Annotated in this window: 15 protein-coding genes; 6 read left to right on the plus strand and 9 right to left on the minus strand. The window is 71.0% G+C overall.

Annotated features, from left to right (window positions below):
* Positions 1-254 precede the first annotated feature (254 nt).
* From ACH4OA_RS27750 to ACH4OA_RS27760, 3 genes are all read right to left on the minus strand, one after another.
* On the minus strand, positions 255-578 hold the full coding sequence (locus tag ACH4OA_RS27750) for an STAS domain-containing protein (RefSeq protein WP_014675024.1): 324 nt from the start codon (positions 576-578) through the stop codon (positions 255-257).
* A gap of 158 nt (positions 579-736) precedes the next feature.
* Entirely contained in the window at positions 737-1585 is an 849-nt protein-coding gene (locus ACH4OA_RS27755) for a 3-hydroxyacyl-CoA dehydrogenase family protein (RefSeq protein WP_365872111.1), read from the minus strand.
* A gap of 124 nt (positions 1586-1709) precedes the next feature.
* Positions 1710-2351 (minus strand): TetR/AcrR family transcriptional regulator, encoded by a 642-nt coding sequence (locus ACH4OA_RS27760; RefSeq protein ID WP_397943574.1) that lies wholly within the window; start codon positions 2349-2351, stop codon positions 1710-1712.
* A 78-nt stretch (positions 2352-2429) separates the two neighbouring features.
* Here ACH4OA_RS27760 and ACH4OA_RS27765 point away from each other — a divergent pair, with 78 nt between their 5' ends.
* From ACH4OA_RS27765 to ACH4OA_RS27775, 3 genes are read left to right on the plus strand one after another with little or no spacing between them, the layout of a single operon-like run.
* A complete protein-coding gene (locus ACH4OA_RS27765) occupies positions 2430-3215 on the plus strand; it encodes an ABC transporter ATP-binding protein (RefSeq protein ID WP_397943572.1) in 786 nt (261 codons plus the stop codon).
* A 20-nt stretch (positions 3216-3235) separates the two neighbouring features.
* The gene (locus ACH4OA_RS27770) at positions 3236-3985 is read left to right on the plus strand and encodes an ABC transporter permease (protein ID WP_397948922.1); all 750 of its coding nucleotides are present in this window, start codon (positions 3236-3238) and stop codon (positions 3983-3985) included.
* Positions 3986-3998: 13 nt separating this feature from the next.
* On the plus strand, positions 3999-4571 hold the full coding sequence (locus ACH4OA_RS27775; RefSeq protein ID WP_365872103.1) for a cob(I)yrinic acid a,c-diamide adenosyltransferase: 573 nt from the start codon (positions 3999-4001) through the stop codon (positions 4569-4571).
* Positions 4572-4640: 69 nt separating this feature from the next.
* Here ACH4OA_RS27775 and ACH4OA_RS27780 read toward each other — a convergent pair whose 3' ends face one another.
* Together ACH4OA_RS27780 and ACH4OA_RS27785 are read right to left on the minus strand one after the other, a co-directional pair.
* Complete coding sequence (locus ACH4OA_RS27780; RefSeq protein ID WP_397971733.1) at positions 4641-5144, minus strand: DinB family protein; 504 nt, start codon at positions 5142-5144, stop codon at positions 4641-4643.
* Positions 5141-5737, minus strand: a complete 597-nt coding sequence (locus tag ACH4OA_RS27785; protein WP_365872099.1) for a hypothetical protein — start codon at positions 5735-5737, stop codon at positions 5141-5143. The genes ACH4OA_RS27780 and ACH4OA_RS27785 overlap by 4 nt, the downstream gene beginning before the upstream one ends.
* Before the next feature lie 152 nt (positions 5738-5889).
* Between ACH4OA_RS27785 and ACH4OA_RS27790 the strand changes: the two genes are divergently transcribed.
* The 3 genes from ACH4OA_RS27790 (at position 5890) to ACH4OA_RS27800 (ending at position 9645) form a co-directional block, all read left to right on the plus strand.
* Positions 5890-7062 (plus strand): sensor histidine kinase, encoded by a 1173-nt coding sequence (locus ACH4OA_RS27790; RefSeq protein WP_397971735.1) that lies wholly within the window; start codon positions 5890-5892, stop codon positions 7060-7062.
* Positions 7059-7697 (plus strand): response regulator, encoded by a 639-nt coding sequence (locus tag ACH4OA_RS27795; protein WP_397971738.1) that lies wholly within the window; start codon positions 7059-7061, stop codon positions 7695-7697. Before ACH4OA_RS27790 ends, ACH4OA_RS27795 begins: the two co-directional genes overlap by 4 nt.
* A gap of 127 nt (positions 7698-7824) precedes the next feature.
* Positions 7825-9645, plus strand: a complete 1821-nt coding sequence (locus ACH4OA_RS27800; RefSeq protein WP_397943564.1) for a glycosyl hydrolase family 18 protein — start codon at positions 7825-7827, stop codon at positions 9643-9645.
* Positions 9646-9721: 76 nt separating this feature from the next.
* Here ACH4OA_RS27800 and ACH4OA_RS27805 read toward each other — a convergent pair whose 3' ends face one another.
* The 4 genes from ACH4OA_RS27805 to ACH4OA_RS27820 form a co-directional block, all read right to left on the minus strand.
* Positions 9722-10168: a DUF2550 domain-containing protein gene (locus ACH4OA_RS27805; protein WP_365872091.1), complete on the minus strand. Its 447-nt coding sequence runs from the start codon at positions 10166-10168 to the stop codon at positions 9722-9724.
* Between the two features lie 154 nt (positions 10169-10322).
* Positions 10323-10697 (minus strand): F0F1 ATP synthase subunit epsilon, encoded by a 375-nt coding sequence (locus ACH4OA_RS27810; RefSeq protein WP_365872090.1) that lies wholly within the window; start codon positions 10695-10697, stop codon positions 10323-10325.
* A gap of 110 nt (positions 10698-10807) precedes the next feature.
* Positions 10808-12244: a F0F1 ATP synthase subunit beta gene (gene atpD, locus ACH4OA_RS27815; RefSeq protein WP_365872088.1), complete on the minus strand. Its 1437-nt coding sequence runs from the start codon at positions 12242-12244 to the stop codon at positions 10808-10810.
* Complete coding sequence (locus tag ACH4OA_RS27820; protein WP_397971740.1) at positions 12244-13161, minus strand: F0F1 ATP synthase subunit gamma; 918 nt, start codon at positions 13159-13161, stop codon at positions 12244-12246. Before ACH4OA_RS27820 ends, atpD begins: the two co-directional genes overlap by 1 nt.
* Positions 13162-13178: the final 17 nt, after the last annotated feature.

Raw genomic sequence — 13178 nt, forward strand, 5'->3', positions numbered from 1 at the left:
CCAAAAGCGTCGTGTGCCCGTGTTGCGGCCCTCCCGGCCTTGTCGCACACCGCGCTGTCGCTTCTGGTCCGGGCCCGCTCGGTCGAGGGTTGCGAGGTGGCGGGCGACCGCACCTTAAACCGTCGCACGGTCTCTTCGACAGTGCGGGGTGCCGTGCGGTCCGAGACGTCACGGTCTTGTGAGGATTGCGCCCGGCCCCGCCGCGACGGGTGCGCCGGGCCGCGGGCCGCGTCCGGTTCACCCGCGCAGGTGTCTCATACCCGGGGCAGCGACTCCACACCGATGCCGCCCTCGATGGCGAGGATGCGGTGCAGCCGGGTGGCCACCAGCAGGCGCTGCATCTGCGGGGGTACGCCCCGCAGCACCAGGCGCCGCCCGCAGCGGCCGGCCCGCCGGTGGGCGCCCATGATCACGCCGAGTCCGGTGGCGTCCCAGGAATCCAGTTCGGACAGGTCGAGCACCAGGTCGCCGACTCCGGTGTCGACGGCCGAGTGCAGGGCCGTACGGGCGTCCGCCGCGCTGCGGACGTCGAGGCGCCCCCCGACGACCAGCTCGGCGTGGTCGCCCCTGATGTGCATATGCGCTCCCCGTTGAGTGCGGTTGGCGTATTCGGTGACAGTTGCTGTGCAACCTCTGACTGTGCCGGTGCCGGTGTGGTTGCTGTTTGTAAGCCAACCGATACCGAATTCACCCCCGGGAGTGACGCTTCCGGGGCGTTCGTGCCGGGGCGGGCGACTCAGTAGCTGTAGAAGCCCTGCCCGCTCTTGCGGCCGATGTCACCGGCGTCCACCATCCGGCGCATCAGCTCCGGCGGGGCGAACTTCTCGTCCTGGGACTCGGTGTAGATGTTGCTCGCGGCGTGCAGCAGGATGTCGACGCCGGTCAGGTCGGCGGTGGCGAGCGGGCCCATGGCGTGGCCGAAGCCCAGCTTGCAGGCGAGGTCGATGTCCTCGGCGGTGGCGACGCCGGACTCGTAGAGCTTGGTCGCCTCCACCACGAGGGCGGAGATCAGCCGGGTGGTGACGAAGCCGGCCACGTCCCGGTTGACGACGATGCAGGTCTTGCCGACGGACTCGGCGAACTCCCGCGCGGTGGCGAGGGTTTCGTCGCTGGTCTTGTAGCCGCGGACCAGCTCGACGAGCTGCATCATCGGCACCGGCGAGAAGAAGTGCACGCCGACGACCCGCTCGGGGCGCTCGGTGGCCGCCGCGATCTTGGTGATCGGGATGGCGGAGGTGTTGGAGGCGAGCACGGCGTCTTCGCGCACCAGCTTGTCGAGGGCGCGGAAGATCTCGTGCTTGACCTCCAGCTTCTCGAAGACGGCCTCCACCACGAGGTCCGCCTCGGCGGCGGCGTCGAGGTCGGTGGTCGGGGTGATGCGCGCGAGGGCGGCCCCGGCGTCCTCGGCCGTCAGCCTGCCCTTGCCGACGAACTTGTCGTACGAGGCCTTAATGCCGTCGGTGCCGCGTCGCAGAGCCTCGTCGGTGACGTCGCGCAGGACGACCTCCCAGCCCGCCTGGGCGGCGACCTGAGCGATGCCCGATCCCATGAGACCGGCCCCGATGACGGCGAGCTTCCGTGCCACTCCGACTCCCTCGAACGCGGTGATAAGTCTGCCTCTCCGGCGGACCATAGCGCTCCGGCGCCGCTGTGTGACCGGTAAGTAACGCGCGTCACGTCTCATTTGACGGACATCACACCGGCAGGGGTCATTCGGCGCCTCGGACGGCGTAGTTGAGCACCTTTTCACTCAACAGGTCCTCGATGTCGTCCAGCAGGACGAGTACCTCTCGTGACACTTCGGCCGGTTTGCGCCCGGCGAGCATCCCGCGTCCGACGGCGGCGGAGACCGCCTGGTGGACCCAGCAGATCTGACCGGCCATGAGATCGGGCAGCGGGTCACCGGCGGCGGCGCCGGTCTCCTCGCGCAGGGCCGCTTCCAGGGCGTCCTGGGTCTCCTGCCGGAGGCTCCACAGCCGCGAGCGCAGCGCCGGCGCCTCGTGGATCACGCGCAGGAAGCGGTCGTAGCCGTCCACGAGGCCGACCCGCGGCGAGACGGCCTCGACCTCGCCGCGCAGCTCGCGCAGGACGGCCCGCGCGGCGGACTCCCCGGCATCCCGCCCCCGCACCCACCGGGCCAGCCGGTCCGTCATACCGGCCGAGCGGTCGAAGAAGAGGTCCTCCTTGGCGGGGAAGTAGTTGTAGACCGTGTTGACCGAGACGTCCGCCGCCTCGGCGATCTCCGCGACGGTCACCGCCTCGAACCCGCGCTCCAGGAACAGGCCCGTGGCGATGTCCGAGATGTACTGCCGGGTCTGCCGCTTCTTCCGCTCCCTGAGCCCTTCCGCCATGGCCTCATCCTAACTTCCTGGGTGGCCTGAAATTTTGGGGTCGTTGCAAAATTTAAGCGGCTCTGTTTTTCTGAGGGCATGGCAGCAGTCATCAGCACGGCGGGCCTGACCCGCGCTTTCCGGACGAAGACCGGCACCGTCGAGGCCGTGCGCGGCGTCGATCTCGCCGTCCAGGAGGGCGAGATCCTCGGCTTCCTCGGCCCCAACGGAGCCGGCAAGACCACCACCCTGCGCATGCTCACCACCCTGCTGAGGCCGACCGGCGGTGCGGGCACCGTCGCCGGTCACGACCTCGTGGGCGACCCCGGCGGGGTCCGCCGGGCGATCGGCTACGTCGCCCAGTCCGGCGGCGCCGATCCGCAGATCACCGTGCGGGAGGAACTGGTGACCCAGGGCCGGCTCCACCGCCTGCCGAAGGCCGAGGCGGTCGCCCGCGCCGCCGCACTGGCCGCGGAGCTGGACCTCACCGGGTTCCTGGACCACACGACCGGCGCGCTCTCGGGCGGCCGGCGGCGCCGGCTGGACATCGCGATGGCGCTCGTCCACCGCCCGAAGGTGCTGTTCCTGGACGAGCCGACGACCGGTCTCGACCCCGGCAGCCGCGCCGGCCTGTGGGACCTGGTGCGGCGACTGCGCGACGAGCACGGCACGACCGTCTTCCTGACCACCCACTACCTGGACGAGGCCGACGCCCTCGCCGACCGCCTGGTGATCGTCGACGGGGGAACGGTCGCCGCCGAGGGCACCCCGGCCGCGCTCAAGTCGCGCTACGGCGGCTCGCCCGGCGCCACCCTCCAGGACACCTTCCTCGCCGTCACGGGCCGCCGCCCGGCTCCGGCCGACGGCGCCCCGGTCGCCGTCTGACACCGACAGGACCCGCCCCGATGCTTCTCCACGACACGGCCCTCGTCTACGGCCGTTACCTCCGCCAGTCGCTGCGCTCCCGCTTCGCGCTGCTCTTCGGCGTGCTCACCCCGCTGCTCTACCTGTTCTTCTTCGGCCCGCTGCTCACCGGTCTGCCGCTGGGCGGACGGGGCAGCTCCTGGCAGGTGCTGGTCCCCGGACTGCTGCTCCAACTCGGCCTGTTCAGCGCCCTGTTCGCCGGGTTCACCGTCATCGTCGAGAAGCAGCAGGGCGTGCTGGAGCGGATGCGGGCGACCCCGGTCAGCCGGCTCGCCCTGCTGCTCGGCCGGGTGCTGCGGGACGCCAGTGTCGTCGTCTTCCAGGCGGTGCTGCTGGTGCTGGCCGCGCTGGTGATGGGCCTGCGCGCGCCGCTGGCCGGCGTCCTGATCGGCTTCGCGTTCGTCGCCCTGCTGACCCTCTCGCTGGCCTCGGTGTCGTACGCGCTCGGGGTCAGGGCGCGCGGTCCGCAGGAGTTCGGACCGCTGATCAACATGGTGTCGATGCCGTCGATGCTGCTGTCCGGTCTGATGCTGCCGATGGCTCTGGCGCCCGCCTGGCTGGACGTGCTGTCGCATCTCGTGCCGTTCCGCTATCTGGTGGACGCGGTCCGGGACGCGTACGCCGGACGGTACGTGACGGCGCACATGCTCTACGGCGTCCTGGTCGCCGTGGGCCTCGCGGTGCCGGCCCTGGCGGGGGGCACGCGGGTGTTCCGGACGGCCGGGGCGTAACTAGGCTGGCCGCATGGTCAATCTGACGCGTATCTACACCCGGACCGGCGACCAGGGCACCACCAGCCTCGGCGACATGAGCCGGGTGCCCAAGACCGACCTCAGGATCTCCGCCTACGCGGACGCCAACGAGGCCAACGCGGTGCTCGGCACCGCGATCGCGCTGGGCGGCCTGGCCGAGGAGGTCGTCGCGGTCCTCACCCGCGTCCAGAACGACCTGTTCGACGTGGGCGCGGACCTGTCGACGCCGGTCGTGGAGAACCCCCGGTTCCCGCCGCTCAGGGTGGAGCAGTTCTACATCGACCGGCTGGAGGCGGACTGCGACCGCTTCAACGAGCGGCTGGAGAAGCTGCGCTCCTTCATCCTGCCCGGCGGCACCCCGGGCGCCGCCCTCCTGCACCAGGCGTGCACGGTCGTACGCCGGGCCGAGCGCTCCACCTGGGCGGCGCTGGAGGCGCACGGCGAGACGATGAACCCGCTCACCGCCACCTACCTCAACCGCCTCTCCGACCTGCTGTTCATCCTGGCCCGCACGGCCAACACGGAGACCGGCGACGTGCTCTGGGTGCCGGGCGGCGAGCGCTAGCGTCCGGCCGGCGGTTCCCCTCGCCGCCTGGACGCCGGGGGAGTCGCCAGGCAGGCGCCGGCCCCGGGGTCAGTCGCCCGTGCGGCCGTCGATCAGTTCGCGCAGGATGTCGAGGTGGCCGTTGTGCCGGGCCGTCTCCTCGATGAGGTGGAGCAGGATCCAGCGCAGGTCGCGCGGCTCGCCGTCGTCCCGCTGGCGCCGCGCCTTGGTGTCCAGGCCGTGCGCGGCGATCAGCTCGTCGTGCCGGGCGCTCTGCCCGGCGTACTCGTCGAGCAGCACGGACAGCGGGTAGTCGACGGCGATACGCATCTCGCGGTCGGGGTCCTCGTCGGTCCAGGGGCCCTCGTCCTCCTCGCCGAGGAAGACCACCCGGAACCAGTAGTACTCGACCCAGCGCAGGTGGTTGATCAGCCCGCTCAGGGTCATCAGCGGCGAGCCGGGCAGCAGCGCCTTGCGGGCGTCGTCGTCGGAGAGGTCCTCGCACTTGGCGCGCGCGGTGGCGCGGACGTACGCGAGGAAGGTGGTCAGCTGGGTGCGCTCGTCCCAGGCGGGAGGCGTGTCGGTGCGTGTCATCGCCGGGATCGTCTCGCGGCGTCCGCCTCCGGGTCGACCGGTTTTCCGGCGTCCCGGGCCGGGGGCTCCCGCTTGGGGAACAGCGTGTAGCTCAGGGCGATGAGCAGGTTGACGCCGATCACCCACAGCATGCGCTGCTGCCACGCCCGCAGGGGGCCGGTGCCGCCGTCGTCGCCGACGTACCAGACGGCGCCCTGGAGCAGGGCCAGCGCCACGGCCGCGGACAGGATCCAGCGGCCCGCGGTCCGCCACTCGTGCACGGCGCGGGCGGTGCCGTACTTCGGCGGCCGGACCGGCGGCGGGCCGCCGGCGAGGCGGTGGGCCGCCCGGGCGTCCGCCCAGCGGACGGTGGCGGGGCCGAGGCCGGCCGTGAAGCCGAGGTAGACCGCCGCCAGGCCGTGCCGCCAGTCGGGTGCGGCGCCGTTCTTCAGGTCGAGCGCCGTGACGGCCAACAGCACGACCTCCAGGAGCGGTTCGCACAGCAGCAGGACCAGACCGGTGCGCGGCATCCGCAGCGCGTACCGGAAGGCCAGTCCGGCCGCCAGCAGCACCCAGAACGCCACCTCACAGGCGATGACCAGTCCGACGACCACGACTTGCTCCCCTCGTCCACCCCTCAAGGCTCCCGGCCGGGCCGGCCGGCCGCGTCGTCGGCGCAGAGGAGACCGCCGTAAACGAAAGTCGCACTCCCGCACCCTTCTCCGGGACCAGGCGGGGCGCCGCGCCGCCGTGTTGGATGGAGGGCATGGCCCGCACGCTCGCCCGTCCGCACCGCGACGACCTGTGGATCGCCGCCGGCGGACTGCTCGGCGGGGTGCTGCTGTGGGCGCTCGGCATCCGGACCCGCGCGGCCTCGGACAGCCTGGTGCTGTGGCACGCGGCCTGGGCGCCGCTGCTCCCGCTGGCGCTGACCGCCGCCTGCGAGCCGCTGCGCCGCATCCGGCCGCGCACCGCTCTGCTGGCCGGCACCGCCGCGCTGGTGTGGGACACGGTGACCGCCGGCAGCGTGGTCACGGTCGTGCTGTACACCGATCTGATGTACGCGGCCGTCCTGTACGGCACCCCGGCCTCGGCCCGCCGCATCCCGTGGATCACCGGGATGCTGACGGTGGTCGGCGGGGTGGTGCCCGCGGCGCTCTGGCGCGATCCGCAGGGGCTGCTGATCGGGCTGGGTATCGCGGTGGTGGCGCTGGCCCCGGCCGCGACCGGCTCCCTGGTGCGCGGTCACCGGGACGCCGCCGAGGCGGCCCGGCTGCGGGCCGGGCAGACCGCGCTGCTGGCCGAGATGGACCGCGTCCAGGCGGTGACCGCCGAACGCTCGCGGGTGGCGCGGGAACTGCACGACATGGTCGCCAACCATCTGTCGGCCATCGCCATCCACTCCACGGCGGCGCTCTCCCTGGACGACCCGGGGACCAGCCGGGACGCGCTGGCCGTCATCCGGGAGAACAGCGTGGCGGGACTGGACGAGATGCGCCGGCTGATCGGTCTCCTGCGGGACGGCTCCGGGGACCGGGAACCGGCCGCGTCACCCACGCTGGACGGCCTCGGCGCCCTGGTCGACGCCGCCCGGGCCAACGGCCTGGACGTCACCCTCGACGCCGGCCACGGACAGGTGCCGGTGCCGGTGGAGCTGGCCGCCTACCGGATCGTGCAGGAGTCGCTGACCAACGCGCTCAAGCACGCGGCCGGGCCCCGGGTGCACATCGGGCTGTGGCAGCGGGACGGCGTCCTGGACATCCGGGTGACCAGCCCGTACCGGCCGGGCGACACCCCGCGCGCGCCCGGCTCCGGCTCCGGTCTCACCGGGATGCGCGAGCGGGCGGCCCTGCTCGGCGGCACGTTCGAGGCCGGTCCCCGGGGCGCCCGGTGGACCGTACGGGCCGCGCTTCCGCTCACCGAAGGAGATGCCGAGTGATCCGTGTCGTGGTCGCCGAGGACCAGTCCGCCGTGCGCGCCGGGCTGGTGCTGATCCTGGGCAGCGCGCCCGACATCGAGGTGGCCGGGGAGGCGGCGGACGGGGAGCGGGCCGTCGCGCTGGCCCGGGAGCTGCGGCCCGACGTGGTGCTGATGGATGTGCAGATGCCGGTGCTGGACGGGGTGTCCGCGACCCGGCGGATCGTGGCCGACGGGCTCGCGGACGTGCTGGTGCTGACCACGTTCGACCTCGACGCGTATGTCTTCGGAGCGCTGCGGGCCGGGGCGGCCGGGTTCCTGCTGAAGAGCGCCGAGGCCCGGGATCTGCTGGACGCGGTGCGGACGGTGGCCCGCGGGGAGGGGATCGTGGCGCCGGCCGTGACCCGGCGGCTGATCGCCGAGTTCGCCGCCGGGGCGGCCCGGGCGGCGGCCGTCCCGGAGCTGCCGGCGGACCTCACCCGGCGGGAGCGTGAGGTGCTGGGCTGTCTCGGCGAGGGGCTGTCGAACGCGCAGATCGGCGGCCGGCTGGACATGGCGGAAGGCACGGTGAAGACGCACGTCAGCCGGTTGCTGGCCAAGCTGGGGCTGCGCAGCCGGGTGCAAGCGGCGGTGCTGGCGCGTGACATGGGGCTGTAGCGGGGCCCGCTCCCAGAATGGTCCAGACCTATTGACCTGTGGTCCAGACCTTTCTACTCTCGCAGCACCATGGGGCGTGAAGGCTCAGTCACGCTCCGGACACCCCCGATGACGAGGGAGGCGCAGCATGCGCTTCAGACACAGAGCCGCGGCCGCGTTCGCGACCCTGTTGCTCCCCCTGGCCGGTGCGGTAGGTCTCGCGCAGCCCGCCCAGGCCGCGGGCAACGCCACCGCCACCTTCACCAAGACCAGTGACTGGGGCACCGGCTTCGGCGGCCAGTGGACCATCAAGAACACCGGCTCCAGCAGCATCAGTTCCTGGGCCGTCGAATGGGACTTCCCCTCCGGGACCTCCGTCACCTCCGCCTGGGACGCGGACGTGACCAACTCCGGCACCCACTGGACGGCGAAGAACAAGTCCTACAACGGCACCATCGCCCCCGGCGCCTCGTTCTCCTTCGGCTTCAACGGCTCCGGACCCGGCTCGCCGTCGAACTGCAAGCTGAACGGCGACAGCTGCGACGGCGCGACGGTCCCGGGCGACGCCGCCCCGTCGGCCCCCGGCACCCCGACCGCCTCCTCCGTCACCGACACCTCGGTGAAGCTGGCCTGGAGCGCGGCCACCGACGACAAGGGCGTCAAGAACTACGACGTCCTGCGCGACGGCAAGAAGGTCGCCACGGTCACCACCACGTCGTATTCCGACAGCGGGCTGACCGCCGGCACCGACTACTCGTACACCGTGCAGGCCCGCGACACCGCCGACCAGACCGGTCCGGTCAGTGGCGCGGTCAAGGTGCACACCACCGGCGGCACCACCACTCCCCCGCCCACCGGTGACAAGGTGAAGCTGGGCTACTTCACCGAGTGGGGCATCTACGGCCGCAACTACAACGTCAAGAACCTGGTGACGTCCGGCTCCGCGGCCAAGATCACCCACATCAACTACGCGTTCGGCAACGTCACCGGCGGCAAGTGCACGATCGGTGACTCCTACGCCGACTACGACAAGGCGTTCACCGCCGACAACTCGGTCAGCGGCGTCGCCGACACCTGGGACCAGCCGCTGCGCGGCAACTTCAACCAGCTGCGCCAGCTCAAGGCCAAGTACCCGCACATCAAGGTGCTGTGGTCCTTCGGCGGCTGGACCTGGTCCGGCGGCTTCGGTGACGCGGCCAAGAACCCGGCGGCCTTCGCACAGTCCTGCTACGACCTGGTCGAGGACCCGCGCTGGGCCGACGTCTTCGACGGCATCGACATCGACTGGGAGTACCCGAACGCCTGCGGTCTGACCTGTGACACCAGCGGTCCGGCCGCCTACAAGAACCTGATGGCCGCGCTGCGCGCCAAGTTCGGTTCCAACAACCTCATCACCGCCGCCACCACGGCCGACGCCACCACCGGCGGCAAGATCGACGCCGCCGACTACGCGGGCGCCGCGCAGTACCTCGACTGGTACAACGTGATGACGTACGACTTCTTCGGTGCCTGGGACGCGAAGGGCCCGACCGCCCCGCACTCCCCGCTGACCTCGTACAGCGGCATCCCGAAGGAGGGCTTCACCACCGCCGACGCGATGGCGAAGTTCAAGGCGATCGGCGTTCCCGCCAAGAAGCTGCTCATCGGCATCGGCTTCTACGGCCGCGGCTGGACCGGCGTCACCCAGGACGCTCCCGGCGGCACCGCCACCGGCGCCGCGCCCGGCACCTACGAGGCGGGCATCGAGGACTACAAGGTCCTGAAGACGTCCTGCCCGGTCACCGGCACCATCGCCGGCACCGCCTACGCCAAGTGCGGCAGCAACTGGTGGTCCTACGACACCCCGGCCACCATCAAGACCAAGATGGCCTGGGCCAACAGCCAGGGCCTCGGCGGCGCGTTCTTCTGGGACTTCACCGGCGACACCGCCAACGGTGAGCTCGTGAGCGCCATCAGCGACAACCTGTAGGAACAGCCGGACCACACGGACGCGCTCCCCCGGACACCGAGTCCGGGGGAGCGCGTCCGTGTAGCGGTGACCGCGGCTACGCCACGTTCACCCGCTGGCCGGGCGGGGCCGCCTCCAGCCAGGCGAGGAAACCGGTCAGCGCGTCCTCGCTCATCGCGAGTTCGAGGTGCGTGCCCCGGTGCACACAGGCCAGCACCACCGAGTCGGACAGCAGCGCCAGTTCCTCCTCGCCCTCGGGCAGCCGGCGCCCGGCCACCTCGATCTGCGCCCGCTCCAGGACGCGGCGAGGACGGACGGCGTAGGAGAAGACCCGGTACCACTCGATGCGGTCGCCGTTGTAGCGGGCGACGCCGTACGACCAGCCCTTGCCGCCGGTGTCGGGTTTCTCCGGCAGGTCCCAGCGCAGCGAACAGTCGAAGGTACCGCCGGAGCGCTGGATGAGCCGGCGCCGCAGGCCGAACAGGAACAGCCCCACCAGCACGAGCGCGACCACGATTCCGCACACAGTCAGAGCGAGGACCATCGACACCGACCTCCTCGTCTCCTAGGTAGGCGAACTGCTTGTATGCCTGAGTAATGAAACGGAAAAAACACCCACATCTGCCTCAGCCGCGACCGGCACCGGATTGCTCCGGGCCGGCCGCGGCTGAGTGACGTCAACGTACCGCGCGGCTGGTTCAGCGTGCCGTCGCAGCACGCAGTCGGACGTCCGCGCGGCGCTCGGCGGCGGCGTCGCCCTCCGCCTTCGCCCGCTCCAGCTCCCGCTCCGTGCGCTGGACGTCGATCTCGTCCGACAGCTCGGCGATCTCGGCCAGCAGGGACAGCTTGTTGTCCGCGAACGAGAGGAAACCGCCGTGCACCGCGGCGACGACCGTTCCCCCTTCACTCGTACGGATGGTCACCGGGCCCGACTCCAGCACACCGAGCAGCGGCTGGTGACCGGGCATGACGCCGATGTCGCCGGACGTGGTGCGCGCGACGACCAGGGTGGCCTCGCCGGACCAGACCTGGCGGTCCGCGGCGACCAGCTCGACGTGCAGCTCAGCAGCCAAGGGTGGCTCCTCGGGTCACCACCCGGCAGGGGCGCCGGGTGTTGGGGTCAATTCTAGTGGGCGTGGATGAGGGGGCGGGACGCGCCCGCCCCCTCAGACGAGCACGGGGCTCAGGAGACGCCCAGCTCCTTGGCGTTCTTCTTGAGGTCGTCGAGACCACCGCACATGAAGAAGGCCTGCTCGGGGAAGTGGTCGTACTCGCCGTCGCAGATCGCGTTGAACGCGGCGATCGACTCGTCGAGCGGCACGTCCGAGCCGTCCACGCCGGTGAACTGCTTGGCGACGTGGGTGTTCTGGGACAGGAAGCGCTCCACCCGGCGGGCGCGGTGGACGACCAGCTTGTCCTCCTCGCCCAGCTCGTCGATGCCGAGGATCGCGATGATGTCCTGGAGGTCCTTGTACTTCTGCAGGATCGTCTTCACGCGCATGGCCGCGTTGTAGTGGTCCGCCGTGATGTAGCGCGGGTCCAGGATGCGGGACGTGGAGTCCAGCGGGTCCACGGCCGGGTAGATGCCCTTCTCCGAGATCGGACGGGAGAGCACCGTCGTCGCGTCGAGGTGGGCGAAGGTGGTGGCCGGGGCCGGGTCGGTCAGGTCGTCCGCGGGGACGTAGATCGCCTGCATCGAGGTGATCGAGTGACCGCGGGTCGAGGTGATGCGCTCCTGGAGGAGACCCATCTCGTCGGCCAGGTTCGGCTGGTAGCCCACCGCGGACGGCATGCGGCCGAGCAGCGTGGAGACCTCGGAGCCGGCCTGCGTGAAGCGGAAGATGTTGTCGATGAAGAACAGCACGTCCTGCTTCTGGACGTCACGGAAGTACTCGGCCATGGTCAGGCCGGCCAGCGCGACGCGCAGACGGGTGCCCGGGGGCTCGTCCATCTGACCGAAGACCAGGGCGGTCTTGTCGATGACGCCCGAGTCGGTCATCTCCTCGATGAGGTCGTTGCCCTCACGGGTGCGCTCACCGACACCGGCGAACACGGAGACACCGTCGTGGTTGTTGGCGACACGGTAGATCATCTCCTGGATGAGCACCGTCTTGCCGACGCCGGCACCGCCGAACAGGCCGATCTTGCCGCCCTTGACGTACGGGGTGAGCAGGTCGATGACCTTGACGCCCGTCTCGAACATCTCGGTCTTCGACTCGAGCTCGTCGAAGTTCGGGGCCTTGCGGTGGATCGGCCAGCGCTCGCCGTCGTAGGTCTCGTCGACGTTCAGGACCTCGCCGAGGGTGTTGAACACCTTGCCCTTGGTGAAGTCGCCGACCGGCACCGAGATCGGCGCGCCGGTGTCGACGACCGCGGCCTGGCGGACCAGACCGTCGGTCGGCTGCATGGAGATGGTGCGGACCAGGCCGTCACCCAGGTGCTGGGCGACCTCCAGGGTCAGCGTCTTCTTCTCGCCGGCGTTGGCCGGGTCGGCCACCTCGACGTGCAGCGCCTGGTAGATGTCCGGCATCGCGTCGACGGGGAACTCCACGTCGACGACCGGGCCGATGACCCGGGCGACGCGGCCCGTAGCCGCCGCGGTCTCAACAGTGGTGGTCATTATCGGTCACTCCCCGCGGTCGCGTCGGCCAGAGCGCTGGCGCCACCGACGATCTCGCTGATTTCCTGGGTGATTTCGGCCTGGCGGGCCGCGTTGGCAAGACGGGAGAGCGTGTTGATCAGCTCGCCCGCGTTGTCGGTGGCCGACTTCATCGCGCGCCGCGTGGCGGCGTGCTTCGAAGCGGCCGACTGGAGCAGCGCGTTGTAGATACGGCTTTCCACGTACCGCGGCAGCAGGGCGTCGAGGACGTCCTCCGCCGAGGGCTCGAAGTCGTACAGCGGGAGGATCTCGCCCTGCGGGGCGGTCTCCTCCGCGACCTCGTCGAGGCGCAGCGGAAGCAGCCGGGCGCCGAGCGCCGTCTGCGTCATCATCGAGACGAACTCGGTGTAGACGAAGTGGAGTTCGTCCACGCCGCCCTCGGCCGTGTCCTTCTGGATGGCCTCGATCAGCGGCGCCGCCACCTTCTTGGCGTCCGCGTACGTCGGCTCGTCGGTGAAGCCGGTCCACGACTCCGCGACCTTGCGCTCACGGAAGTTGTAGTGCGCGACACCGCGCCGGCCGACGATGTACGTGTCGACCTGCTTGCCCTCGCGCTCCAGGCGCTCGGTCAGCTGCTCCGCCGCCTTGATGGCGTTGGAGTTGAAGGCGCCGGCCAGACCGCGGTCGCTCGTGAGGAGCAGGACCGCGGCACGGGCCGGGTTCTCCGCCTCCGTGGTGAGCGGGTGCTTGGTGTTCGAACCCGTACCGACCGCCGTGACCGCGCGCGTCAGCTCGGTCGCGTACGGCGTGGAGGCCGCCACCTTGCGCTGCGCCTTGACGACGCGCGAGGCGGCGATCATCTCCATCGCCTTGGTGATCTTCTTGGTCGCGCTGACGGATCGGATGCGACGCTTGTAGACCCGGAGCTGGGCTCCCATGAGTCAGGTCCCTTCCT

The organism is Streptomyces sp. NPDC017095, from assembly GCF_044332325.1.
In the GTDB taxonomy this organism is placed as follows: Bacteria; Actinomycetota; Actinomycetes; order Streptomycetales; family Streptomycetaceae; genus Streptomyces.

Excerpts from the sequence above, each read along its gene's own strand:
- ACH4OA_RS27820 (WP_397971740.1), bottom strand. The coding sequence starts at position 13,161 with ATGGGAGCCCAGCTCCGGGTCTACAAGCGTCGCATCCGATCCGTCAGC.
- ACH4OA_RS27775 (WP_365872103.1), top strand. The coding sequence starts at position 3,999 with ATGGTCAATCTGACGCGTATCTACACCCGGACCGGCGACCAGGGCACC.
- ACH4OA_RS27765 (WP_397943572.1), top strand. The coding sequence starts at position 2,430 with ATGGCAGCAGTCATCAGCACGGCGGGCCTGACCCGCGCTTTCCGGACG.
- ACH4OA_RS27770 (WP_397948922.1), top strand. The coding sequence starts at position 3,236 with ATGCTTCTCCACGACACGGCCCTCGTCTACGGCCGTTACCTCCGCCAG.
- ACH4OA_RS27800 (WP_397943564.1), top strand. The coding sequence starts at position 7,825 with ATGCGCTTCAGACACAGAGCCGCGGCCGCGTTCGCGACCCTGTTGCTC.
- ACH4OA_RS27780 (WP_397971733.1), bottom strand. The coding sequence starts at position 5,144 with ATGACACGCACCGACACGCCTCCCGCCTGGGACGAGCGCACCCAGCTG.
- ACH4OA_RS27750 (WP_014675024.1), bottom strand. The coding sequence starts at position 578 with ATGCACATCAGGGGCGACCACGCCGAGCTGGTCGTCGGGGGGCGCCTC.
- atpD (WP_365872088.1), bottom strand. The coding sequence starts at position 12,244 with ATGACCACCACTGTTGAGACCGCGGCGGCTACGGGCCGCGTCGCCCGG.
- ACH4OA_RS27805 (WP_365872091.1), bottom strand. The coding sequence starts at position 10,168 with ATGGTCCTCGCTCTGACTGTGTGCGGAATCGTGGTCGCGCTCGTGCTG.
- ACH4OA_RS27760 (WP_397943574.1), bottom strand. The coding sequence starts at position 2,351 with ATGGCGGAAGGGCTCAGGGAGCGGAAGAAGCGGCAGACCCGGCAGTAC.
- ACH4OA_RS27790 (WP_397971735.1), top strand. The coding sequence starts at position 5,890 with ATGGCCCGCACGCTCGCCCGTCCGCACCGCGACGACCTGTGGATCGCC.